The organism is Herbiconiux daphne (genome assembly GCF_024979295.1).
In the GTDB taxonomy this organism is placed as follows: Bacteria; Actinomycetota; Actinomycetes; order Actinomycetales; family Microbacteriaceae; genus Herbiconiux; species Herbiconiux daphnes.
In genome coordinates this window covers 402,389-426,945 of sequence record NZ_JANLCJ010000001.1, presented here as the reverse complement: position 1 = coordinate 426,945, position 24,557 = coordinate 402,389, and the positions used below count along the sequence as shown (strand labels likewise).

General features: G+C 69.2%; 17 protein-coding genes. 10 read left to right on the top strand and 7 right to left on the bottom strand.

What is annotated here, in order from left to right:
- Nucleotides 1–20 precede the first annotated feature (20 nt).
- Complete coding sequence (locus tag N1032_RS02220; protein WP_259537189.1) at nt 21–1,166, top strand: FAD-dependent oxidoreductase; 1,146 nt, start codon at nt 21–23, stop codon at nt 1,164–1,166.
- Here N1032_RS02220 and N1032_RS02215 read toward each other — a convergent pair.
- Nucleotides 1,163–5,041 (bottom strand): DNA-directed RNA polymerase subunit beta', encoded by a 3,879-nt coding sequence (locus N1032_RS02215; RefSeq protein ID WP_259537188.1) that lies wholly within the window; start codon nt 5,039–5,041, stop codon nt 1,163–1,165. The two genes, N1032_RS02220 and N1032_RS02215, sit on opposite strands and share 4 nt — an antisense overlap.
- A gap of 42 nt (nt 5,042–5,083) precedes the next feature.
- Nucleotides 5,084–8,572 carry a DNA-directed RNA polymerase subunit beta gene (rpoB, locus tag N1032_RS02210; RefSeq protein WP_259537187.1) on the bottom strand — a complete coding sequence of 1,163 codons (3,489 nt, stop codon included), beginning with the start codon at nt 8,570–8,572 and terminating at the stop codon, nt 5,084–5,086.
- Between the two features lie 332 nt (nt 8,573–8,904).
- Between rpoB and N1032_RS02205 the strand changes: the two genes are divergently transcribed.
- The 4 genes from N1032_RS02205 (at nt 8,905) to N1032_RS02190 (ending at nt 12,232) form a co-directional block, all read left to right on the top strand.
- Nucleotides 8,905–9,804: a spermidine synthase gene (locus N1032_RS02205; RefSeq protein WP_259537185.1), complete on the top strand. Its 900-nt coding sequence runs from the start codon at nt 8,905–8,907 to the stop codon at nt 9,802–9,804.
- 40 nt (nt 9,805–9,844) lie between these two features.
- Nucleotides 9,845–11,047, top strand: a complete 1,203-nt coding sequence (locus tag N1032_RS02200; RefSeq protein ID WP_259537184.1) for a PQQ-dependent sugar dehydrogenase — start codon at nt 9,845–9,847, stop codon at nt 11,045–11,047.
- 130 nt (nt 11,048–11,177) lie between these two features.
- Nucleotides 11,178–11,723 (top strand): tetratricopeptide repeat protein, encoded by a 546-nt coding sequence (locus tag N1032_RS02195; RefSeq protein ID WP_259537182.1) that lies wholly within the window; start codon nt 11,178–11,180, stop codon nt 11,721–11,723.
- An 8-nt stretch (nt 11,724–11,731) separates the two neighbouring features.
- The gene (locus tag N1032_RS02190; RefSeq protein ID WP_259537181.1) at nt 11,732–12,232 is read left to right on the top strand and encodes a SprT-like domain-containing protein; all 501 of its coding nucleotides are present in this window, start codon (nt 11,732–11,734) and stop codon (nt 12,230–12,232) included.
- Nucleotides 12,233–12,326: 94 nt separating this feature from the next.
- Here the strand turns inward: N1032_RS02190 and N1032_RS02185 are convergent, their stop codons facing one another.
- Complete coding sequence (locus N1032_RS02185; RefSeq protein WP_259537180.1) at nt 12,327–13,346, bottom strand: Vgb family protein; 1,020 nt, start codon at nt 13,344–13,346, stop codon at nt 12,327–12,329.
- Between the two features lie 91 nt (nt 13,347–13,437).
- A complete protein-coding gene (locus N1032_RS02180) occupies nt 13,438–13,740 on the bottom strand; it encodes a DUF427 domain-containing protein (RefSeq protein ID WP_259537179.1) in 303 nt (100 codons plus the stop codon).
- Between the two features lie 241 nt (nt 13,741–13,981).
- On the opposite strand from N1032_RS02180, the gene N1032_RS02175 reads away from it, so the two are divergent.
- The 3 genes from N1032_RS02175 (at nt 13,982) to N1032_RS02165 (ending at nt 17,075) form a co-directional block, all read left to right on the top strand.
- Nucleotides 13,982–14,563, top strand: coding sequence for a hypothetical protein (locus N1032_RS02175; protein ID WP_259537178.1), 582 nt, complete (start codon nt 13,982–13,984; stop codon nt 14,561–14,563).
- Nucleotides 14,560–15,228, top strand: a complete 669-nt coding sequence (locus tag N1032_RS02170; RefSeq protein WP_259537177.1) for a DUF1684 domain-containing protein — start codon at nt 14,560–14,562, stop codon at nt 15,226–15,228. Before N1032_RS02175 ends, N1032_RS02170 begins: the two co-directional genes overlap by 4 nt.
- Before the next feature lie 224 nt (nt 15,229–15,452).
- Nucleotides 15,453–17,075 (top strand): DEAD/DEAH box helicase, encoded by a 1,623-nt coding sequence (locus tag N1032_RS02165; protein WP_259537176.1) that lies wholly within the window; start codon nt 15,453–15,455, stop codon nt 17,073–17,075.
- Nucleotides 17,076–17,344: 269 nt separating this feature from the next.
- On the opposite strand, the gene N1032_RS02160 is transcribed toward N1032_RS02165, so the two are convergent.
- Complete coding sequence (locus N1032_RS02160; RefSeq protein WP_259537175.1) at nt 17,345–17,938, bottom strand: YdeI/OmpD-associated family protein; 594 nt, start codon at nt 17,936–17,938, stop codon at nt 17,345–17,347.
- Nucleotides 17,939–17,946: 8 nt separating this feature from the next.
- Complete coding sequence (locus N1032_RS02155) at nt 17,947–18,486, bottom strand: NUDIX hydrolase family protein (protein WP_259537174.1); 540 nt, start codon at nt 18,484–18,486, stop codon at nt 17,947–17,949.
- 148 nt (nt 18,487–18,634) lie between these two features.
- Here N1032_RS02155 and N1032_RS02150 point away from each other — a divergent pair, with 148 nt between their 5' ends.
- Nucleotides 18,635–23,281 carry an ATP-dependent helicase gene (locus N1032_RS02150; RefSeq protein ID WP_259537173.1) on the top strand — a complete coding sequence of 1,549 codons (4,647 nt, stop codon included), beginning with the start codon at nt 18,635–18,637 and terminating at the stop codon, nt 23,279–23,281.
- Entirely contained in the window at nt 23,274–24,053 is a 780-nt protein-coding gene (locus N1032_RS02145) for a DNA-formamidopyrimidine glycosylase family protein (protein ID WP_259537171.1), read from the top strand. The genes N1032_RS02150 and N1032_RS02145 overlap by 8 nt, the downstream gene beginning before the upstream one ends.
- On the opposite strand, the gene N1032_RS02140 is transcribed toward N1032_RS02145, so the two are convergent.
- Nucleotides 24,022–24,507, bottom strand: coding sequence for an MmcQ/YjbR family DNA-binding protein (locus N1032_RS02140; RefSeq protein ID WP_259537170.1), 486 nt, complete (start codon nt 24,505–24,507; stop codon nt 24,022–24,024). The genes N1032_RS02145 and N1032_RS02140 overlap by 32 nt on opposite strands.
- Nucleotides 24,508–24,557: the final 50 nt, after the last annotated feature.

The following is a 24,557-nucleotide window of genomic DNA, read 5'->3' as shown; positions in this document are numbered from 1 at the left end:
CGCCGATGTTCGACCATCACATGACTCCCTCCCTTCCCGCTCGTGTGCGCGTGGTGGTGATCGGCGCCGGCCAGGCGGGACTGTCGGTGGCCTACCACCTGCGCCGGCTCGGCCTGCGCCCCGTCGACGAGGTGCTCGTGCTCGACCGCGGCCCGCGGGCGGGCGGCGCGTGGCAGTTCCGGTGGGAGTCGCTCCGGCTCGGCACCGCACACCGCGTCAACGACCTGCCCGGTATGGGCGACCTCGGGCTGAGTTTCGCCACCGCCGACCAGTCGCGCCCCGCGCGGGACGTCGTGCGGGAGTACTACGAGCGCTACGAGGAGGCCTACGGGCTCGGCGTGATGCGCCCGGTGACGGTGCTCGCGGTCGAGGCCGCCGACGCGGCATCCGGGCTCCTCGTGGTGCGGACGGATGCCGGCGACGTGCTGACCGAGGTGGTGGTGAACGCGAGCGGCACCTGGGGCTCGCCGTTCCGGCCCTACGTGCGGGGCGAGGAGACGTTCCGCGGGCGGCAGTTCACGACGCCGGAGTACGTGCGGGCCGAAGACTTCCGGGGCCGCCGGGTCGTGGTGGTCGGCGGTGGCACGTCGGCCGTGGGGTTCGTGCTCGAGCTCGAGGGCGTCGCCGCGTCGACGACCTGGGTCACCCGTCGCGAGCCGGAGTTCATGGCCGGCGACGCGCTCAACCAGGAGGCCGGCATCGCCGCGGTGACGATGCAGGACGAGGCGGCCAAGCAGGGCCTGCCGCTGCCGAGCATCGTTAGCGGCACCCGGCTGGTGGCGACGCCGGCGATCGCGGCGGCCCGGGAGCGCGGCGTGCTGCAGGCGCATCCGATGTTCACCTCGATCGAGCCCGCCGGGGTGCGCTTCGCCGACGGCTCGTTCGAACCGGCCGACGACATCATCTGGGCCACCGGATTCCGCCCGGAGCTCTCCCACCTGGCGCCGCTCGGGCTGCGCGAGCGCTCGGGCGGGCTCGCGGTGGAGCGCGGGCACTCGTTGCGTGATGCGCGGGTCTTCCTGGCCGGCTACGGCCCGCAGGCGTCGACCATCGGCGCCAACCGCGCCGGCCGGCTCGTCGCCCGTCAGGTGGTCGCACAGCTCGCCGAGACGACGAAGGGCCCCTCACCCGAAGATGAGGGGCCCAGCCTGGCTAGCGCACCTTAGTTGTAGGTGCCCGGCGTGTAGTCGTCGCTCGAGAAGCTGTCGAAGTCGACGAACGAGAGGTCGGCTTCGGAGAACACCGAGTCATCCGTGAAGATGCGGTTCGGGTAACGCTCTGCCTTCGCCTCCTCGGTCGCCTCGACCGTGACGTTGCGGTACTTCTGGAGACCGGTTCCGGCCGGGATCAGCTTTCCGATGATCACGTTCTCCTTCAGGCCCACCAGCGGGTCGGACTTGCCCTCCATGGCGGCCTGCGTGAGAACACGCGTGGTCTCCTGGAACGACGCGGCCGACAGCCACGACTCCGTCGCGAGGGAGGCCTTGGTGATACCCATGACCTCCTGGCGGGCGGATGCCGTCTTCTTGCCCTCGGAGAGAGCGGCGCGGTTGACCTCGTTGTAGCGAGCCCGGTCGACGAGCTCACCCGGCAGCAGATCGGTGTCGCCGTGCTCGACGACGGTGACCTTGCGGAGCATCTGCCGAACGATGACCTCGATGTGCTTGTCGTGGATCGGCACACCCTGCGAGCGGTAGACGCCCTGCACACCGCCCACGAGGTGCTTCTGCACCTCGCGCACGCCCTTGACGCGAAGGACTTCCTTCGGGTCGACGGCGCCGACGATGAGCTGCTGACCGAGTTCGACATGCTGCCCGTCTTCGATGAGAAGGGTGGCACGCTTCAGCACCGGGTAGGCGATCGGTTCGTCGCCGTTGTCGGGCGTGAGGATCACCTTGCGGCTGCGGTCGGTGTCTTCGATCGTCACGCGGCCGGCAGCCTCGACGATCGGCGACGCACCCTTGGGGGTGCGGGCCTCGAAGAGCTCCTGAACGCGGGGCAGACCCTGGGTGATGTCGTCGGCGGATGCCGAACCACCGGTGTGGAAGGTACGCATCGTGAGCTGCGTGCCGGGCTCACCGATCGACTGGGCCGCGATGATGCCGACGGCCTCGCCGATGTCGACGAGCTTGCCGGTGGCGAGCGAGCGGCCGTAGCAGGCAGCACACACACCGACGGCCGACTCGCAGGTCAGCACGGAGCGCACCTTGATGTTGCGCACGCCCGCGGCGACCAGCTTCTCGATCAGCACGTCTCCGACGTCGTCTCCGGCCGAGGCCACGACCTCGCCCTTCTCGTTCACCGCGTCAGCGGCCAGCGAGCGGGCGTAGACCGAGTTCTCGACGTTGGCGTCGCGAACCCACACACCGGGAGCCTCTTCGATGGCGATCGGGAGGTCGAGACCCCTCGAGGTGCCACAATCGGGCTCGCGGATGATGACGTCCTGCGACACGTCGACGAGACGACGGGTCAGGTAACCGGAGTCGGCCGTACGGAGAGCCGTGTCGGCCAGACCCTTGCGGGCACCGTGGGTCGCGATGAAGTACTCCGCCACCGACAATCCCTCGCGGTACGAGGAGATGATCGGACGAGGGATGATCTCACCCTTCGGGTTGTTCACGAGGCCTCGCATACCGGCGATGTTGCGCACCTGCAGCCAGTTACCACGGGCACCCGAGGTGACCATGCGGTTGATCGTGTTGTCGACCGGGAAGTTCGCGCGCATGGCTGCGGCGACCTCATCCGTGGCCTTCGTCCAGATCTGGATCAGCTCCTGGCGACGCTCGAGGTCGGTCGTGAGACCCTTCTCGAACTGCGCCTGCACCTTGGCGGCCTGCTTCTCGTAACCCGCGACGATCTCCCGCTTGGTGGGAGGCGTCAGGATGTCGGAGAGCGCGACGGTCACACCGGAGCGCGTGGCCCAGTAGAAACCGGCGTCCTTGATGCGGTCGAGCGATGCCGCGACCTCCACCTTCGGGTAGCGCTCCGCGAGGTCGTTCACGATCGCCGAGATGGCGCCCTTGTCGGCCACCAACTCCACGAACGGGTAGTCCTCGGGGAGGGCCTCGTTGAAGAGCGCGCGACCGAGGGTGGTCTCGACGAGCACGGGGCCGTCGACGTATCCCTCAGGGCCGGCGCCTTCGGCGAAGTGCACGTCGTTCAGACGGATCTTCACGAGCGCGTTGAGGTCGAGCGAACCCTGATCCTTGGCCAGGATCGCCTCGGACACGGAGGAGAACGCGCGGCCTTCGCCGATCGCGCCTTCCTTCACCGTGGTGAGGTGGTGCAGGCCGATGATCATGTCCTGGGTCGGCAGGGTGACCGGGCGGCCATCCGACGGCTTCAGGATGTTGTTCGACGCGAGCATCAGGATGCGGGCCTCGGCCTGGGCCTCGACCGACAGCGGAAGGTGCACGGCCATCTGGTCACCGTCGAAGTCCGCGTTGAACGCGGCGCAGACGAGCGGGTGCAGCTGGATGGCCTTGCCCTCCACGAGCTGAGGCTCGAAGGCCTGGATGCCGAGGCGGTGAAGCGTCGGTGCGCGGTTGAGCAGCACCGGGCGCTCGCGGATGATCTCCTCCAGCACGTCCCACACCTGGGGACGGCTGCGCTCGACCATGCGCTTCGCGGCCTTGATGTTCTGAGCGTGGCTCAGGTCGATCAGGCGCTTGATCACGAACGGCTTGAACAGCTCCAGCGCCATCTGCTTGGGCAGACCGCACTGGTGCAGCTTGAGCTGCGGGCCGACGATGATGACCGAGCGGCCCGAGTAGTCGACGCGCTTGCCGAGCAGGTTCTGGCGGAAACGACCCTGCTTTCCCTTGAGCATGTCGCTCAGGGACTTCAGGGCGCGGTTGCCGGTTCCGGTGACGGGGCGACCACGGCGGCCGTTGTCGAACAGGGCGTCGACGGCCTCCTGCAGCATCCGCTTCTCGTTGTTGACGATGATCTCGGGGGCACCGAGGTCGAGCAGTCGACGGAGACGGTTGTTGCGGTTGATCACGCGGCGGTAGAGGTCGTTCAGGTCGGAGGTCGCGAAGCGGCCACCGTCGAGCTGCACCATCGGGCGCAGCTCCGGCGGGATCACGGGGACCACGTCGAGAACCATCGCCGCCGGCGAGTTGCCGGTCTGCAGGAACGAGTTCACCACGCGCAGGCGCTTGATGGCGCGGATCTTCTTCTGACCCTTGCCCTCGGCGATCTGCAGGTGCAGCGTGTCGGACTCCGTGGCCAGGTCGAAGGCCTCGAGGCGCTTCTTGATGGCCTCGGCGCCCATGTAGGCCTCGAAGTACATGCCGTAGCGGTCCTGCAGCTCGTGGAAGATCGCGTCTTCGGGCTTGAGCTCACCGACCTTGAGGCTGCGGAAGTCCTCCCACACGCGCTCCAGCTGACCGATCTGGTCGTCGTAGGCCTTGCGGGTCTGCGACATCTCCTTCTCGGCGCCATCCTTCGTGCGGCGCTTCTGGTCGGCCTTGGCACCCTCGTTCTCGAGCTCGGCCAGGTCGGCCTCGAGGCGCGTCAGACGGTCGGCGATGCGGGCATCGCGCTGGTCGGACAGCGTCTTGATCTCGAGACGCAGCTCGTTCTCGAGGCCGGGCATGTCGGCGTGACGGCCCTCCTCGTCGACCGAGATGATCATGTACGCGGCGAAGTAGATGACCTTCTCGAGGTCTTTCGGCGCCATGTCGAGCAGGTAGCCCAAGCGCGAGGGAACGCCCTTGAAGTACCAGATGTGCGTGACCGGAGCGGCGAGCTCGATGTGGCCCATGCGCTCGCGGCGCACCGACGACTTCGTGACCTCGACACCGCAGCGCTCGCAGACGATGCCCTTGAAGCGCACCCGCTTGTACTTGCCGCAGGAACACTCCCAGTCACGGCTCGGCCCGAAGATCTGCTCTCCGAAGAGGCCGTCCTTCTCGGGCTTCAGCGTGCGGTAGTTGATGGTCTCGGGCTTCTTGACCTCACCGTGCGACCACTTGCGGATGTCGTCGGCCGTTGCGAGGCCGATCCGCAGCTCATCAAAAGTTGTTACGTCGAGCAATTTTCCTTCTCTCCTGGAAAAAGTCTTCTAGTGGTTGCCGGCTCAGATGTCGTCGATGGACGACGACTCGAAGCGGCTGGAGATGTTGATGCCGAGCTCTTCGGCGGCACGGAAGACCTCGTCGTCCGTGTCGCGCAGGCTGACCGCGGTTCCGTCGGCCGAGAGCACCTCGACGTTCAGACACAGCGACTGCATCTCCTTGATGAGCACCTTGAAGCTCTCGGGGATGCCGGGCTCCTGGATGTTCTCGCCCTTGACGATCGCCTCGTAGACCTTGACGCGGCCCAGGATGTCGTCGGACTTGATGGTCAGGAGCTCCTGCAGTGCGTACGCCGCGCCATAAGCCTCGAGCGCCCACACCTCCATCTCACCGAATCGCTGGCCACCGAACTGCGCCTTACCACCCAGCGGCTGCTGCGTGATCATGGAGTACGGGCCGGTCGAACGGGCGTGGATCTTGTCGTCGACCAGGTGGTGCAGCTTCAGGATGTACATGTAGCCGACCGAGACGGGCTCCGGGTAGGGCTCGCCGGAGCGGCCGTCGAAGAGCTGCGTCTTACCCGAGGAACCGATCAGGCGCTCGCCGTCACGCGTGAGCGTGGTGGAGTCGAGCAGACCCGCGATCTCTTCCTCCGACGCACCGTCGAACACCGGGGTCGCGACCTTGGTGCCGGGAGCAGCCGAACGGGCCTGCTCCGGAAGGCTCGCGGCCCACTTCGGCTTGCCGTCGACTTCCCAGCCCTGCTTCGCGATCCACCCGAGGTGGGTCTCGAGCACCTGGCCGAAGTTCATTCGGCCGGGGATGCCCATCGGGTTGAGCACGATGTCGACCGGGGTTCCGTCGGCGAGGAAGGGCATGTCCTCGACCGGGAGGATCTTCGAGATGACACCCTTGTTGCCGTGGCGGCCGGCGAGCTTGTCACCCGCGGTGATCTTGCGCTTCTGGGCGATGTAGACCACGACGCGCTGGTTGACGCCCGAGCCGAGCTCGTCGTCGTTCTCGGCCGAGAACTCCTTGACGGCGATGATCGTGCCCTCTTCACCATGAGGAACCTTGAGGCTCGTGTCGCGAACCTCGCGGGACTTCTCGTTGAAGATGGCGCGCAGCAGGCGCTCCTCGGCGCTGAGCTCGGTCTCGCCCTTCGGCGTGACCTTGCCGACCAGGATGTCGCCGGGGCGCACCTCGGCACCGATCCGGATGATTCCACGCTCGTCGAGGTCGGCCAGCAGCTCCGGGCTCACGTTGGGGAGGTCACGGGTGATCTCCTCCTTGCCGAGCTTGGTGTCGCGGGCATCCACTTCGTATTCCTCGATGTGGATCGAGGACAGCACGTCGTCTTTCACCAGGTTCTGGCTGAGGATGATCGCGTCTTCGAAGTTGTGACCCTCCCACGGCATGAATGCCACGAGCAGGTTCTTGCCGAGCGCGAGCTCGCCGTTCTCGGTGGCCGGGCCATCGGCGATGACCTGACCGGCCTCGATGCGCTCACCCTCGGAGACGATGACGCGGTTGTTGTACGACGTGCCCTGGTTCGAGCGGTCGAACTTGCGCAGGTAGTAGGTCTCGGTTCCGGCGTCGTCGAGGAGGACGGTGACCGAATCGGCCGAGACCTCCTGCACCACACCGGCACCGTTCGCGGTGACCACGTCACCGGCGTCGATGGCGGCGAAGCCCTCCATACCGGTTCCGACCAGCGGCGACTCCGAACGGAGCAGCGGCACGGCCTGACGCTGCATGTTCGCACCCATGAGGGCGCGGTTCGCGTCGTCGTGCTCGAGGAACGGAATGAGCGAGGTCGCGACCGACACCATCTGGCGCGGGGAGACATCCATGTAGCCGATGTCCTCCTGCGGGAACAGGTCGACCTCGCCGCCCTTCTTGCGGGCGAGCACGCGGGCCTCGGCGAACTTGGCGTCGGCGGTCAGCGGTGCGTTCGCCTGGGCGACGATGTACTCGTCTTCCTCGCTCGCGGTGAGGTAGTCGATGTTCGCCGTGACCACGCCGTCGACCACGCGACGGTAAGGGGTCTCGATGAAACCGAACGAGTTGATGCGCGCAAACGAGGCGAGCGAACCGATCAGACCGATGTTCGGACCTTCCGGGGTCTCGATCGGGCACATGCGGCCGTAGTGCGACGGGTGAACGTCTCGCACCTCGACGCCGGCACGCTCACGGCTCAGACCACCCGGGCCCAGCGCGGAGAGGCGACGCTTGTGCGTCAGGCCCGCGAGGGGGTTGTTCTGGTCCATGAACTGGCTGAGCTGCGAGGTACCGAAGAACTCCTTGATCGCGGCGACGACGGGGCGCACGTTGATCAGGGTCTGCGGGGTGATGGCCTCGATGTCCTGAGTCGTCATGCGCTCACGCACGACGCGCTCCATGCGGCTGAGGCCGGTGCGCACCTGGTTCTGGATGAGCTCGCCGACCGCGCGGATGCGGCGGTTGCCGAAGTGGTCGATGTCGTCGACGTCGAGGCGGATCTCGACCTTCTTGCCATCACGCACGCCGGGCAGCACGGTCTGGTTGTCGTGCAGGGCCACCAGGTACTTGATGGTCGCGATGATGTCCTGGTTCGTCAGAACCGAGTCACTCAGCGGCGCGTCGATGCCCAGCTTGCGGTTGATCTTGTAACGACCCACCTTCGCCAGGTCGTAGCGCTTGGGGTTGAAGTAGAAGTTGTCGAGCAGCGCACGCGCAGCCTCGGCAGCGACCTGCTCGCCCGGGCGGAGCTTGCGGTAGATGTCCTTCAGGGCCTCTTCCTTGGTGAGGATGGAGTCCTTCTCGAGGGTGGCCTCGATCGAGGCGTAGCCCTTGAACTCCTCAAGGATCTCTTCGCTCGTGAGGCCGAGGGCCTTGAGGAAGACGGTCACCGACTGCTTGCGCTTGCGGTCGATGCGAACGCCGACCTGGTCGCGCTTGTCGATCTCGAACTCGAGCCAGGCACCACGGCTCGGGATGATGCGAGCGGAGTAGATGTCTTTGTCGGACGTCTTCTCGGGGGTGCGCTCGAAGTACACGCCGGGGCTGCGGACGAGCTGGGACACGACGACACGCTCGGTGCCGTTGATGATGAACGTGCCCTTCTCGGTCATGAGCGGGAAGTCGCCCATGAAGACCGTCTGGGTCTTGATCTCACCGGTCTGGTGGTTCATGAACTCGGCCTCGACGTAGAGGGGAGCCGCGTAGGTCTTGCCGCGCTCCTTGCACTCGTCGATGGTGTACTTCTCGGGCTCGAGGAACGGGCTCGTGAAGCTGAGCTGCATGGTCTCGCCGAGGTCTTCGATGGGTGAGATCTCCTCGAAGATCTCATCGAGGCCCGAGCGGCTCGGCAGGTCTTGACGACCGGCCTTCTTTGCTTCTGCGACGCGTGCCTTCCACACGTCGTTGCCGACCAGCCAGTCGAAGCTCTCGGTCTGCAGAGCGAGCAGATCGGGAACCGTCAGCGTGTCGGTGATCTTGGCGAACGAGAGCCGTGATGCGGCCCGACCGTTCTTGGGTGAAGTGGTGGTTGCGTTGCGCGCAGCAGCCAAGGAAATAACCTCCGTGGACCCCGTCGGGTCTTGCGTTACTTACGGTCGATGTGTGTCGAGAACTCCCGAGATATGGTCTGAACCCGCAATATGGTTCTAGAGTGTTTGCTGAGCGATGAAGCGCAGCTGCCGACCACAATATGAAGGCATGGTTGTTCTGGGAGCGCAAAGAACCACTATAGGCGAATCCGACACGCCTGTCCAGTCGATTTCTTGACCAGTTCCCTTTTCTCGGGTATAACCACGAGTTCCCGCGGCGTGGCCGGCCCGGTCTACCCGCCGAAGGCACCGGTGGCCGCCGACGCGACCGCGGCGCCGAGTAGGGTCGAGTGGTGGCCAGGGATCGGGACAGACGCGGGGAGCAGGCCGCGCATCCGTCGCTCCGACTGGCCGACGGATTGCTCGCCACCATCGAGGAGGACCGGTTCCGGCCCGGGTCGCACGTGTTGATCGTCGACGGCACACCGCAGTCCCACGTCGACCTCGAAGACCCGTCGTATCTGTCATTCGAATACGTGCGGCGCATCGGCCACGGGCTCGACCTGGTGGCTCCCGAGGGCGAGGCCATCACCGCCGTGCACCTCGGCGGCGGCGCCTTCACTCTTCCGCGCTACGTCGACGCCACCCGGCCGGGATCGCGCCAGCAGGTGGTCGAGATCGACAGCGACCTGGTCGGCTTCGTGCGCGAGCACCTGCCGCTCCCCCGGGCCGCGAGCATCCGCGTTCGGCACGGCGACGCCCGCGAGGTGCTCGAGAAGTTCCCCCCGGGGCTCCGAGGCACGGTCGACGTGGTCGTCGTCGACGTGTTCGCGGGCGCGCGCACGCCGGCGCACGTCACCAGTGCGGAGTTCTACCAGGCCGTCTCGGGCATCCTGAGCCCGCGCGGACTCGTGGCCGTGAACATCGCGGATGGCGCGGGGCTCGCGTTCGCCCGTGGGCAGGCCGCCACCCTGTCGCACGTGTTCGAGCACGTGGCGCTCGTGGTCGACCCGCAGATGCTCAAGGCGCGGCGGTTCGGCAACGTCGTGGCGTTCGCGTCGGCGGCACCGCTGCCGTTCGAGCGCATGCCGCGGCTGGTGGCGAGCGATCCGGTGCCGGCGAAGGTGGTCGACGGGCGGGAGCTGCGCAACTTCATCGCGGGCGCCGCGGTGTCGACCGATCAGACGTCGACCCGGTCTCCGGCTCCCGCTCGCAGCATTTTCCAGGTAGACCGGAAGAGAGTGGACGACTAGGGCGCATCGACGGAGCCGCCCGGAGGGCGAGGCCGCGACCATGAGCACCCGGACACCAGCCACGAGCGCACCGGTCAGACGCGGCATCCTGGCGCTCGCGATCACGTCGCTGACGGGGCTCGCTCTCGCTGCGTGCAGCAGCTCGGCGCCGGCACCCACCTCGACCGTCGCGCCCACCGCGGCGCCGACGCCCACCGCCAGTGCGACGCCGACCGTCACGCCCACCCCCACCCCGTCGGCCGCGCCCGTCGCCGATCTCGGCCCGCTCGTGCCGTCGGGTGATCCGGTGCCGATCGCGTCGAACCTGCCCGCACCCTGGTCGATCGCCCAGCTGGCCGACGGGTCGATGTTCGTGAGCGAACGCGACTCCGGCGAGATCGTCGAGATCGTGGGCGGCCAGGCCGTGCCGGTCGGCGCCGTGCCCGGAGTCGTCGCGGCGGGCGAGGGCGGGCTGCTGGGCATCGCGGCGCTGGAGGCGGCATCCGGGGCCTACCTCTACGCCTACTACACCGCGGCCGACGACAACCGGGTGGTGCGGATGCCGCTCGCGGGCTCCCCCGGAGCACACACCCTCGGGGCCCCGGAGGGCGTGCTGACCGGGTTGCCCAAGGCGTCGAACCACAACGGCGGGCGCATCGCCTTCGGCCCCGACGGCATGCTCTACGTCACAGCCGGCGACGCGAGCAACGGCGCGAACGCCCAGTCGCTCGACTCGCTCGGGGGCAAGATCCTGCGCATCACGCCGATCGGCACCGTGCCTGCCGACAACCCGTTCGCGGGCTCGCCGGTGTGGTCGCTCGGGCACCGCAATCCGCAGGGCATCGCGTGGGCGGCCGACGGCACCATGTGGGCGGCGGAGTTCGGGCAGGACACCTGGGACGAGATCAACCGCATCACCCCGGGCGCGAACTACGGCTGGCCCGTCGTCGAGGGCATCGCGGGCGACCCCGCGTTCGTCGACCCCGTGCAGCAGTGGCCGACCGACGACGCCTCGCCGTCGGGCATCGCGGTCGTCGGCGACACGGTCTTCATGGCCGGGCTCGGCGGCGAGCGCCTGTGGACGATCGGCTTCGACGGGCAGGCGGCGGACTGGTACGGCGGCGGGCAGCTGGGGCGGGTGCGCGACGTGGTGCGCGGGCCCGGGACATCCGTGTATCTGCTGACCAACAACACCGACGGGCGGGGGTCGCCGCGACCGGGCGACGACGTGCTCTATCAGGTGAATCTGGTGCCGGCCGGATGAGGTCGTGCACGGGCTGTGCGACCGGGCCATTCGCGACCTGCCGGGCGACGCGAGGGCGGATGACGGATGCGCTGGGTAGCCTTGACGTGACCGGATCCGAATCGCCGGTGGGTGGTGGCGCCGAATCCAGGTGCCGCGCCCGGAGAAGTACCAGGAGCACGAACTGAGCATCATCACCGGTTACGACATGACCACCCTGCGCGAGAAGGTCGATCTGCGCGCCGTGGGTGAGCGTCTCGACGAGCTCGGCAAGCTGCGGAGCCTGTCGGCGCTCAACGAGAAGGTGGTGCTGCTGCGTCTCAGCGGGCAGCTCGACGAGGCGTTCGTGATCGCCAACGAGGCGCTGCGGCAGGCACGGTTCTCGGGCGACCGCGAGCAGGCGCTCGGGGCGCGCATCCGTCGTGCGCAGGTGCAGCAATACCAGGGCAAATACCCGGCGGCGCTGCAGGAGCTCAGTCTCTGTGTCGAGGAGGCGCAGACCCACGAGTGGGGAACCCTCGAGGCCACGGCAACGCTCAGCCGGGGCAAGGTGCGGTTCGAGATGCAGGACTACCCCGAGGCGCTCGTCGACTTCAAGGCGGCGGTGTTCCTGATGGAGCGGCTCGGCGCGTCGATCGATCAGCTCGAAGGATCGCTCGTGGCGGTGGCCGTCACCGAATCGTTCCTCTCGGCCTGAGGTGCACGATGGCTGATCTCACACGCGTGACGACGTGGGCGAATGCCCTGATCGCCCTGCATCTCGATGCCCGCGTGTGGTCGTTCGGCTTCGACAACGCGAAGACGCGGGCCGGGCAGTGCAACTACACGGCCCATCGCATCACGGTGTCGCGCTATCTGGCGGCGCGGTATGACGACGACGAGATCCACCAGATTCTGCTGCACGAGATCGCGCACGCGCTGGCCGGGTCGGCCGCGGGTCACGGGCCGCGCTGGGTCGCCATCGCGCGCGAGATCGGCTACGAGGGCAAACGGCTTCACGACGGCGATCGGGCCGACGACCTGGCGCCGTGGATCGGGCGCTGCCCGGCCGGGCACGAGTTCTATCGGCACCGCAAGCCCAAGTGGCGGTTGTCGTGCAGCCTGTGCGCGCGGGGGTTCAGCACGGCGCACCTCATCACCTGGACGCAGCGGGACGTGGGGGCGCTGCGGCGGAATGCGCGGCGGTCGGACGCCCGGTCGGCGTAGGCGGCTTGCCCTCGGTTGGGTTTCTTCTTCGGCTGGGCTTCTTCTTCGGCTGGGCGCGCTTTGCCTTCAGTTGCTGGCCCGTGCCTTTCTGCCGTCAGACCCAGCCGAGCGTGCCGCGGGTGAAGTCGGTGTACCAGAGCGATCCGGTGCCCGAGACGGCGAGGCGGTTCGGCATGGCGCCCGCGAACGGCGGCCTGACGAACGAGAGGGTGCCGGCGGAGTCGATCTCGCCGATGGCTCCCGCGTTGTCGGTGAAATAGAGCGCTGAGGCTTCGCCGGCGACGAGCGAGGCCGGTGAGATCGCGCCGAAGGGCGCGGCAGGGATGGGCACGATCGTCACGGCACCCGCGAGCGTGATGTTCGCGAGAGCGCCGGTTCCGCCAACCCAGAGGGTGCCGTCGCGGCCGAGCGCGACGCCGGAGACGTCGATGAGGGCGAGGGGCATCAGGTCGAACGTGCCGGCGGCCGGGTCGTAGGCCCCGAGCGACGACAGGCCCGGCCGGGTGTACCAGAGCCGGCCGTCGGGTGCGCTCACGAGGTTGGTGATCACCGCGCCGTCGGGATCGGGCACGCGCGAGATGGTGCCGTCGGCCGCGATGTGTCCGAGCCCTCCGGCGCTCGGTTCACCGAACCAGATGTCGCCGTCGGGGCCGGTAACGAGCGAGAACGCCATGTCCCACGCGCCGCCCAGCGCGAACGAGTCGACACTGCCGGTGCGCGGGTCGAGCCGGCCGATGGCCGAGTTGGCGGCGTCCCCGAACCAGATGTCGCCGTCGGGGCCCATCGTGAGGTCGATGACCCCTGGATGCGCCGGGCCGAGATCGAACGGCAGCTGGCCGCCGCCGACGGGGTCGACTCGCACGAGCTGGTTGCTGAGGCCGTCGTAATACCAGACGAAGCCGTCGGCATCGCTCGTGAGCGTCTCGGGTCGCCCGCCGGCCGTGGCCGCCTCGGTCTCGTGCCAGGTCGCGAAGTCGCGGGGGAAGAGATCGAGCGCGGTGGCGGGCGCCGAGGTGGCGACGACCACCGCCGGTGCCATGAGGGCGACCGCGAGCGCCGCGACGAGAGCGGTGCCGACACGGCGGCGAAGGGGACTGGCAGGCAGGACGGACACGGGCGCTCCTCGGATCATTCGACGCCGGGGTGAGACGCCGAACGATCACGCTAAGGGGTGCGCTGGCCGCGGCATCCTGAGCAATTTCTGCTCAGTCGGTGACCTGCACCTCTTTCCAGAAGGCCACGTAGTTGCTGAAGTCCTTGCCGACGCGGTCGAACGCCGTGGGGTAAGGGGTGGGGTAGCTCCAGGCGCGATCCTGCAGCGTGCTGCCGCCGTCTTTGACATTGAAGTACTGGCACTCGCCCTTCCACGGGCAGGTGTAGGGCGTGGGGCTCTTCTCGAGGTATTCGGCGTTCACGCTGTCGGGAGGGAAGTACCAGTTGCCCTCGATCGCGATCAGATCTTCTTTGGGTGCTTCGGCGATGACGTTGCCGCCCAGGACTGCCTTCATGTGGTGACCTCCAATGTCACCTCAACGCTACGCCTTGTCGGTGCGTCAGTCGTCGATCCAGCTGACTCTCGGAGGGCGGCAGGGCTGCCGATTGCAGGCAGCGGCGCCCACCCGGGGATCGCTCGGGAGGAGGAGGACATCGCAACGCCTCTCTAGAGCTTCATCGGCTTCTCCTCCTCCCGAAGCGCATCGACGCCCACTTGGTGCATGCGCACGAGCGGGAGATGATGAGGGGGTGCGCGTGTTGCTGAAGTTGATTCTCGATTGCGATCCGGATGCCGCGTGGCGCGCCATCCGGAGCCCCGCCGTGTTCCGTGAGGTGTCGAGCCCGCTGATCGAGATCGAGTCGCTCGCGGCGGACGGCTTCCCGACGGTGTGGGAGCCGGGCCAGCACCCGGTGGAGATGCGCGGGGCCGGGGTGATTCCGATGGGCAAGCAGATCATCCGGCTCACGTTCGAGACCGCCCGACGCGGAGACGTGCGCATCGTGCATGACTCGGGCCAGGGGGTGACGGGGGCGGTCAGCGCCATCCGGCTCTGGGATCACAAGATGGCCATCGCGCCCGACCCGGCCGGCACGGGCAAGACGCTCTATCGCGATCAGCTGACCATCGGGGCCGGGCTGCTGACGCCGTTCGCGTGGTACAGCCTCTGGGCGTTCTGGCAGGTGCGCGGGCACAAGCTGAAGAAGCTCGCGCCGACCTGGGCCTACGACTTTCCCGCGCCGGAGCCTGTGCAGGACGAGACACCGGTGCAGGACGAGACGCCCGGGCACGACGCGACGCCTGTGCAGGAGAAGACGACCATGGAGGACCAGTCATGACCGCAGCCGCGACCACCGCTCTCGAGACCGCCGACTGGCGCCGCCGCGTGTTCAGCATCTATGAAGAGGTGCGACGCCTGCGCGGTGTCGACCCGGTCGAGGCGCACGAATTCTGGCGGGAGGCCCGCGACGACCTGTTCCGGATGCATCCGGCCACGCCGTTGCTGCCCGCCGATTTCGAGGGGTTCGCCGGCCTGCCGATCGCGCCCTACGACCCGGCGTGGAGCTTCGAGGTCGAGATCGAACCGGTCGCCGACGACGACCCCCGCCCCCGGCACTTCGACTTCGAGACCGGCACCGACGGCGTGGTGCCGTTCGACCTGCTCGGCATCGCCCGCCTCGACGGGGTGGGCACGCTCGACGTGTGGCGCCTCACGTCCTACGGCGGCGGCCTCTTCATTCCGGTGAAAGACGCCCTCGCGGGCAAGCCCGGCGGCACCTACGGCGGCGGCCGCTACCTCGTCGACACCATCAAGGGCGCAAGCCTCGACCAGAACGTCGTGCTCGGCGTCGGCAGCTCTTCGACGCTCGTGCTCGACTTCAACTTCGCTTACAACCCCTCGTGCGCCTACGACCCCGAGTGGGCTTGCCCGTTGGCCCAGCCGGGCAACCGCGTGGCTGTGGAAATCCCCGTCGGTGAGAGCTACCCCGGCGACGTGCACTAAGCTGGAACCACTCGAGGGCTCGATAGAGAGTCCCGTGCGTCGAAAGAACGCTCCCTCTTCACTCTGATCCAGGGCCGGCCGTCAGCATCTCTGTCACGGCGGGGCGGATCATTTGCAGATACTTCTTGCGGCGAACGGATGCACCGTCGGTGCGTTCGCCAAACATCCGAGTGAGCCTTCTTTTCGAGCTGTGCGCACCGGACTGATGCCTGAAAGGCACCACGTTGTCCAACACCCCCTCATCCTTCGGCGCGCTGGGCGTGCCCGCACCCCTCGTCGCCTCGCTCTCCGCGAGCGGCATCCTGGAGCCGTTCCCGATTCAGGTCGACACGCTCCCCGACACCCTGAACGGCCGCGACGTGCTCGGCCGCGGAAAGACCGGCTCGGGCAAGACCCTGGCCTTCTCCATTCCAATGGTCGCCCGCCTGGCCGGCCAGCTCTCCGGCGGCAAGCGCCGCCCGGGCCGCCCGCTCGGCCTCATCCTGGCCCCGACGCGTGAGCTCGCGACGCAGATCGACGCCGTGCTGGCGCCGCTCGCCAAGGTCTACAACATGACCACCACCACCATCTTCGGCGGCGTCTCGCAGTCACGTCAGGTGACCGCGCTGAAGGCCGGCGTCGACATCGTCGTGGCATGCCCGGGCCGCCTCGAAGACCTCATGAAGCAGGGCTTCGTCACGCTCGACGCCGTCGAGATCACCGTGCTCGACGAGGCCGACCACATGGCCGACCTGGGCTTCCTGCCCGTCGTCACCCGCATCCTCGACAAGACCCCCCAGTCGGGCCAGCGCCTGCTCTTCTCGGCCACGCTCGACAACGGGGTGGACAAGCTCGTTCGCAAGTTCCTCCACAACGAGGTGCTGCACTCGGTCGACGAGGCCAACTCCCCCGTCGCCGCCATGACGCACCACGTGTTCGAGACCGAGTCGGTCGAGTCGAAGCGTGTTCTGGTCGAGAAGCTCGCGTCGGGCACCGGCCGCCGCATTCTCTTCATGCGCACCAAGCACCACGCCAAGAAGCTCGCGAAGCAGCTGACCGATGCCGGCATCCCCTCGGTCGACCTGCACGGCAACCTCTCGCAGGTGGCCCGCGACCGCAACCTCGCTGCCTTCTCGGCCGGCGACGTGCGCGTTCTGGTGGCGACGGATGTCGCGGCCCGCGGCGTGCACGTCGATGACATCGAACTCGTCATCCACGTCGACCCGCCGGCGGAGCACAAGGCCTACCTGCACCGCTCGGGCCGCACCGCCCGTGCCGGTTCGGCCGGTGACGTCGTGACGATCATGCTCCCCGCACAGCGCAAAGACGTGAAGGACCTGCTGCGCAAGGCCGCCATCACGGTGACCCCCGAGGTCGTCTCGGCCGACTCGGCGTCGGTCAACGCGCTCGTCGGCCAGGTGGCCGCCTACGTGAAGCCCGCGCCGCGCACCACCAACCAGCTGCCGGCCTCGGGCCAGCCTCGTCGCGGTGGCGGCTCGGGCGGCTACAGCGGCCAGTCGCAGGGCGGATCGCAGGGCGCCAACGCCCAGCGCAAGCGCGCTCGTCGCGGCGGCACCGGAGCCGGCGAAGGCGGTCAGGGCGCAGCCGGTGGCTCGCGCCAGGGTGCGTCGAGCGGCCGCGGCAACGGCGGCCGTGGCGGCAACGCCGCAGGCGGCAGCCGCTCGTTCTACAGCACGTCGAGCGACGGCGCGGGTTCCGGCCAGAGCCAGGGTCACGGCGGCGCGTCGGGCTCGGGCGACGGCGGCGGACGCCGCGGCGGACGCGGTGCGGATGCCGCCAACGGCCGCCCTCGTCAGTCGGCAGCCTCGTTCAGCGCCGGATCGGGTGGCGGTCGCCGCTCGCGCTAGTCGCGGCATCCGCTGTTCTCAGCGATCGTCGAACGGCCCGTCTCTTCGTGAGGCGGGCCGTTCGGCGTCTCTGCGCGCCCCGAGAAGTCACGTTTCGGTGCTTCGGCCCGTGTTGTGGACCGGGAAGTGACTTCTCGGCGGGTGGGAGTGGGGGGCCGGATGCCGCGAGTGGGCACTTTTGGCGCCAAAACGCGGGATATGGCGCCAAAAGTGACCACTCGCCAAGGGGCGATGGGGGTGGGATGCCGCGGGGCGGGGGCGGGGGCGGGTCAGGGCTTGGGCGGGGACTGGGGGTAGACGGTCTCGTGACGGGCGAGCATCGCGACGAAGTCGGCGATGCGGCGGGCACGGGTGTCAGCGCGCTTCGCGTTGTGCACGCGGAAGAGGATCGCGTAGCGGTTCTGACTGGTGAGTGTGGTGAAGAAGGACTCGGCCTCGGGATTCGCCCGCAGCGCGTCGGCGAGGTCGGAGGGCACTTCGATGGTCGACGACGAGGCGTAGGCGGCATCCCATCGTCCGTCGGCCTTCGCCCGGTCGATCTCGCGCTGACCGCCCTCGCGCATCCGGCCCGCCTCGGTGAGCGCGGCGACCTTGTCGCGGTTCACCTGCGACCAGAGGCTGCGCGAGCGTCGAGGGGTGAAGGTCTGCAGGAAGTAGTCGTCGTCGAGGGCGTTGCGGCGGCCGTCGATCCAACCGTGGCAGAGGGCGACGTCGAGGGCTTCGAGGTGGCTCACCGTCGTGTCGGAGCTGCCCTTCTTGGCGATCTTGAGGCGCACGCCGTCGCAGGTGCCGGCGTTCTGCTCGAGCCACGCTTCGAACTCGGCCGCGTCGCCGAACCTCAGGTGCTCGTAGTCGTCGGCCATCGCACCGCCTAGACCAGCTTGCCCACCGAGGCGAGGGCCGCGCGCAGCAGGCCGCCTCGGCCGCCCTCCATCTCGTCGGAGATGCCCTGCGAGGCCGCCTCCTCCGGGGTCATCCAGGTGAGCTCGAGCGCGTCTTGGCGGGGCTCGCAGGTGCCCGTCACCGGCACGACGTAGGCGAGCGAGACGGCGTGCTGGCGCTCGTCGTAGAAGGGCGAGACGCCCGGCAGCGGAAAGTACTCGGCCACCTGGAACGGCACGGGGCTCGCCGGCAGCTGCGGGAAGGCCATCGGCCCGAGGTCTTTCTCGAGGTGCCGGAACAGCGCGTCGCGCAGCGTCTCGCCGTACATCACGCGGCCCGACACGAGCGTGCGGGCGATGGTGCCGCTGGATCCGACCCGCAGCAGCACGCCGACCTCGACCACCTGGCCGAGGCCGTCGACGCGCACCGGCACCGCTTCGACGTAGAGCAGCGGCAGGCGCTGTCTGATCTCGGCGAGCTCGCTGTCGCTCAACCAGCCGGAGTTGGGATCGGGGGTGCGCACGCTCATAGTCCATTCTTACCCGATAACCCCGCCGTGCCCGCTCATGCCGCGGGGAGCGGTCTCACTGCTGCGGCGTCGGCCTGTCGCGGCGGCGCCGATTACGCCGTCGGCGAGAGCCGGTGCCGATGTCGGCGGTTCGGGTGAGGATGGGGGCATGAGCGATGTGCTCGACAGGTTCTCCCCCGCCACCCGCGAGTGGTTCCTCGGCGCCTTCTCGGCGCCGACCGCGGCCCAGATCGGGGCGTGGGACGCCGTCTCCGGCGGCGACCACGCGCTCGTCGTCGCGCCCACCGGCTCCGGCAAGACCCTCGCCGCGTTCCTCTGGGCCATCGACCGGCTCGCCCACACCATCACCCCCGGCGAGCCGCGCAAGACCTCGGTGCTCTACGTCTCGCCGCTGAAGGCGCTGGCGGTCGACGTCGAGCGCAACCTGCGCTCACCGCTGGTCGGCATCACGCAGACGGCGAAGCGGCTCGGCGCCGAGCCCCCGGTCATCACGGTGGGCGTGCGCTCGGGCGACACCCCGGCCGGCGAGCGCCGCAACCTCGCCAAGAACCCGCCCGACATCCTGATCACCACGCCCGAGTCGCTCTTCCTGATGCTCACCTCGGCCGCCCGCGAATCGCTCTCCGAGGTCACCACGGTGATCGTCGACGAAGTGCACGCCGTCGCCGCCACCAAGCGCGGCGCCCACCTCGCCGTGAGCCTCGACCGGCTCGATCTGCTGCTCGCCGCCCCGGCCCAGCGCATCGGCCTCTCGGCCACCGTCCGCCCGCGCGAAGAGGTCGCGCGTTTTCTGGCGGGCGGCCGCGACGTGAAGATCGTCGCACCGCCGTCGACGAAGAAGTTCGACCTCAAGGTGGTGGTGCCGGTCGAAGACATGACCCAGATTCCGCCGGCCGAGTCGGCCTCGTCGCTCGAAGGGCCCGCCGCCGCGGCATCCGGGCCCGAGCAGGGATCGATCTGGCCGCACGTCGAAGAAGACATCGTCGACCGCATTCTCGAACACCGGTCGTCGATCGTGTTCGCCAACTCGAGACGATTGGCCGAGCGGCTCACCGCACGCCTGAACGAGATCTTCGCCGAACGGATGGCGACTGCCGACGACGAGCCGGCTCCCCCGCGCACTCCCGCCGACCTCATGGGGCAGGCGGGCCAGACCGAGGGCGCCGAGCCGCTGCTCGCGCGCGCCCACCACGGCTCGGTGAGCAAGGAGCAACGGGCGATCATCGAAGACGACCTCAAGACGGGCCGACTGCGCTGCGTGGTCGCGACGTCGAGCCTCGAGCTGGGCATCGACATGGGTGCGGTCGACCTGGTCATCCAGGTCGAGGCGCCGCCGTCGGTCGCGAGCGGGTTGCAGCGCGTCGGGCGTGCGGGCCATCAGGTGGGCGAGGTGTCGAAGGGCCTGCTCTACCCCAAGCACCGCGCCGACCTCATCCACTCGGCCGTGGTGTCGATCCGCATGACCGAGGGCCTCATCGAGACGCTGTCGATCCCGGCGAACCCGCTCGACATCCTGGCGCAGCAGACGGTGGCCGCCTGCGCACTCGAACCCATCGACGTCGAGGAGTGGTTCGACGTGGTGCGCCGCAGCGCCTCGTTCACCAACATGCCGCGATCGGCATACGACGCCACGCTCGATCTGCTGGCGGGCCTCTACCCGTCCGACGAGTTCGCCGAGCTGCGCCCGCGCCTGGTGTGGGACAGAGACGCCGGCACCCTCACCGGCCGCCCGGGTGCCCAGCGTCTGGCCGTGACCAGCGGCGGCACCATCCCCGACCGCGGACTGTTCGGCGTGTTCATGGTAGGCGGAGAACCGACGGATGCCGACCCCTCGACCGGCTCGACGCGCTCCGCCCCCGGGCGCCGCGTGGGCGAGCTCGACGAGGAGATGGTCTACGAGTCCCGCGTCGGCGACGTGTTCGCGCTGGGCGCGACGAGCTGGCGCATCCAGGAGATCACCCACGACCGCGTGCTGGTGACCCCGGCCTTCGGGCAACCCGGCCGCCTGCCGTTCTGGCGTGGCGAGGGTCTCGGCCGCCCGGCGGAGCTCGGAGCGGCCATCGGCGAATTCACCCGCACGGTCGCCGCCGCGTCCGCCGACGAAGCGGGCGCTCTCGCCGAGCGGGCCGGGCTCGACGCCTGGGCCGCCGCCAACCTCGTGGCGTTCATCACCGAGCAGCGAGAGGCCACGGGGCACGTTCCGAGCGACAAGACGCTCGTGGTGGAACGGTTCCGCGACGAGCTCGGCGACTGGCGCGTCATCCTGCATTCCCCGTTCGGCATGCAGGTGCATTCGCCCTGGGCGCTCGCGGTGAACGGCCGCATCCGCGAGCGTTTCGGCGTCGACGCGAACGCCGTGGCGAGCGACGACGGCATCGTGGTGCGCCTGCCCGACACCGAGAGCGACCCACCCTCGGCCGAACTCTTTCTCTTCGACCCGGCCGATCTCGAGCAGATCGTCACCGACGAGGTGGGCGGCTCGGCGCTGTTCGCCTCCCGCTTCCGTGAGAACGCCGCGCGCGCCCTGCTGCTGCCGCGGCAGAACCCCGGCAAGCGATCGCCGCTCTGGCAGCAGCGGCAGCGGTCGGCGCAGCTGCTCGAGGTGGCGCGCAAGTACCCGACCTTCCCGATCATCCTCGAGACCGTGCGCGAATGCCTGCAAGACGTCTACGACCTGCCCGCGCTGCTGTCGCTCGCCCGCGATCTCGAGTCGCGGCGCATCCGCGTGGTCGAGATCGAGTCGGCCGAGGCGTCGCCGTTCGCGCGATCGCTGCTGTTCGGCTACGTGGCCTCGTTCGTCTACGAAGGCGACAGCCCGCTCGCCGAACGGCGTGCGGCGGCGCTCTCGCTCGACCCCAGCCTGCTGTCAGAACTGCTCGGGCGCGCCGAGCTGCGCGAGCTGCTCGACCCCGGGGTGATCGAAGAGACCCAGCGCGAGCTGCAGCGTCTGACGGCCGAGCGCCGCGCCCGCGACATCGAGGGGGTCGCCGACCTGCTGCGGCTGCTCGGCCCGCTCACCACCGACGAGGTGCGCGAGCGCTCACTCGAGTTCGACGTGGTGGAGGCACTCGACGAACTGCTCGCGTCCAAGCGCGCGCTGCGAGTGACGTTCGCAGGCCGCGAGTGGTGGGCTCCGATCGAAGACGCCGGGCGCCTCCGCGACGCCCTCGGCGTGCCCATCCCCTTCGGCGTGCCCGACGCGTTCATCGCGCCCGTCGAGCATCCGGTGCTCGACCTGGTGAGCCGCTACGCGCGCACCCACGGGCCCTTCCTGTCGCACGAGGTCGCCGAGCGGTTCGGCCTCGGCGTGTCGGTGGTGGCGGATGCGCTGCGCCGGCTCGCCGCCGACCGCCGCGTGATCGAAGGCGAGTTCCGGCCGAGCGGTCACGCCGACACCCGGGTGGGCGTGGCGGGCAGCACCGAGTGGTGCGACGCCGAGGTGCTGCGCCGCCTGCGGAGCCGCTCCCTCGCGGCGCTGCGGCACGAGGTGGAGCCGGTGGAGCCGCGCACACTCGCCCGCTTCCTGCCGGCCTGGCAGCACGTCGGCGGGTCGCTGCGGGGCATCGACGGCGTGCTGACGGTGGTCGAGCAACTCGCGGGCGTGCCCGTTCCCGCGTCGGCGTGGGAGAGCCTCGTGCTGCCCGCCCGCGTGCGCGACTACAGCCCGGCGATGCTCGACGAGCTCACGGCATCGGGCGAGGTCGTCTGGTCGGGCCGGGGAAGCCTGCCGGGGAGCGACGGCTGGGTCGCCCTGCACACCCTCGACACCCTGCCGGTGTCGTCGACCCCTGCTGAAGAGTTCGACGACACCGAGCTGCACCGGGCCGTTCTCGCCACCCTCTCGCGGGGTGGCGCCTATTTCTTCCGGTCGCTCGCCGACGACGTGGCGGCCACGCTGCAGGAGTCGCCGTCGGCCGTCGCGATCGACGACGCCGCCATCGTGAGCGCCATCTGGGATCTGGTGTGGGCCGGCCTCGTCACCAACGACACCGTCGCTCCCCTGCGCACCCTCACCGGGTCGGGCAAGTCGGCGCACAGCACCAAGCGCCCCGCACCGCGGTCGCGCATGTACCGCGGTCGCGGCTTCGCCCGGCCGACCATGCAGACCCGGGTCGGCCCGCCGACGGCCGGCGGCCGCTGGTCGCTGCTGCCCGAACCGATCACCGATGCCACGCTGCGGGCGCACGCCACCGGTGAACTGCTGCTCGACCGCTACGGCGTGGTGACCCGCGGCTCGGTGGTGAACGAACGCGTGCCCGGCGGCTTCGCGCTCGTCTACCGCGTGCTGAGCCAGTTCGAAGAGAGCGGGCGCTGCCGGCGCGGCTACTTCGTCGAGACGCTCGGAGCCGCCCAGTTCGCCACGGGCGGCACGGTCGACCGGTTGCGTGGCTTCGCTCCGGATGCGATCGGTCGCGACAGCGGGCGCGACCGGCCGCCCGAGGCCCTCACCCTCGCGGCCACCGACCCCGCCAACCCCTATGGCGCCGCTCTCTCGTGGCCGAGCGTCGAGGGTCACAAGCCCGGCCGCAAGGCGGGCGCCCTCGTGGCGCTGGTCGACGGCGAGCTCGTGCTCTACCTCGAGCGCGGCGGAAAGACGGCGCTCGCCTTCACCGACGACGACGAGGTTCTGGCCGTCGCCGCCCGATCGGTGGCGCAGGCGGTCACCACGGGCCGGGTCGACAAGCTCGCGGTCGAGCGCGTGAACGGCGACTTCGTGCTGGGCACCCCGGTCGGCGGTGCTCTCGAGACCGCCGGGTTCACCGGCACGCCGAGAGGGTTGAGGCTGCGTGCCTGAGGGCGACACCGTCTATCGCACGGCCCTGCATCTCGACGAGGCACTGCGCGGCCGCCCGCTCACCGTCAGCGACCTGCGGGTGCCGAAGTACGCATCCGTCGATCTCGTGGGCGAGGTGGTCGAAGGTGTTGTGTCGCGCGGCAAGCATCTGCTGACGCGGGTAGGTGACCACAGCATCCACACCCACCTCAAGATGGAGGGGTCGTGGCACATCTACCGGCACGGCACCCGGTGGCGACGGCCCGCCTACCAGGCGCGCATCGTGCTCGAGAATGCCGACTGGGTGACGGTGGGTTTCGACCTCGGGGTGGTGGAGGTCGTCGAGCGAGATCGTGAAGACGAGGTGGTGGGTCATCTGGGGCCCGACCTGCTCGGGGCATCCTGGAACCCCGACGAAGCCGCGCGCCGGCTCGCCTCCGACGGCGACCGCGAGATCGACGTGGCGCTGCTCGATCAGCGCAATCTCGCGGGCCTCGGCAACGTCTATGCCAACGAGCTGTGCTTTCTGCGGGGCGTGCTGCCGCAGCGTCCGGTGTCGGAGGTGAAAGACCTGCCGGCGGTGGCCGCGCTCGCCCACCGGCTGATCGTCGCCAACCGCGATCGGGTCGAGCGCACGACGACGGGCGACTTGCGGCCGGGGCGGCAGACCTGGGTCTATGGGCGCGAGGGGCAGCCGTGCCGGCGGTGCGGCACGCGCATTCGTCGCGGAACCCTCGGCGCGACCGAGTTGTCGCAGCGGGTCACGTATTGGTGCCCGCGGTGCCAGACGTAGGGGCGGGCGCTGGCGCGTCGGGGGCGGGGGCGTCGGGCGCTTCTGGGTCGGGGGCTTCGGGCGCGGGCGCGTCCGGCGCGGGTCGGCTGTCCAGCGCGGCCAACTGCCGTTTGAGGGCGACCTGGCGGAACGAGGTCTCGATGAGCTCGGCGACGAACTGCCAGTCGGTGCGGTCGCCGACCTCGATGGCGAGCCAGCCCGACGGCCCGAAGTAGGGCGGAACGAAGATCTCGGGCAGCTCGAGCAGCGCCGGGTGCTCTTCGGGGTCGGGCTTGAACACGACCGTGTGCGGGTGGTCCATGGTGGCGCCCGCGACGACGAAGATCTTCTTGCCCGCCCGGAACGTGGGCCGCCCCCAGGCCAGCACCTCGGCCGACTCGGGGTAGTCGGCGCAGAGCTCGCGGATGCGCGCGACCACGGGGTCGTCAGCGGTGAAGAGCTTCGGATGCTCCATGCCGGAACACTACCGGGGTTCGACTCCCGGCTCGAATGTTAGATTCGCTG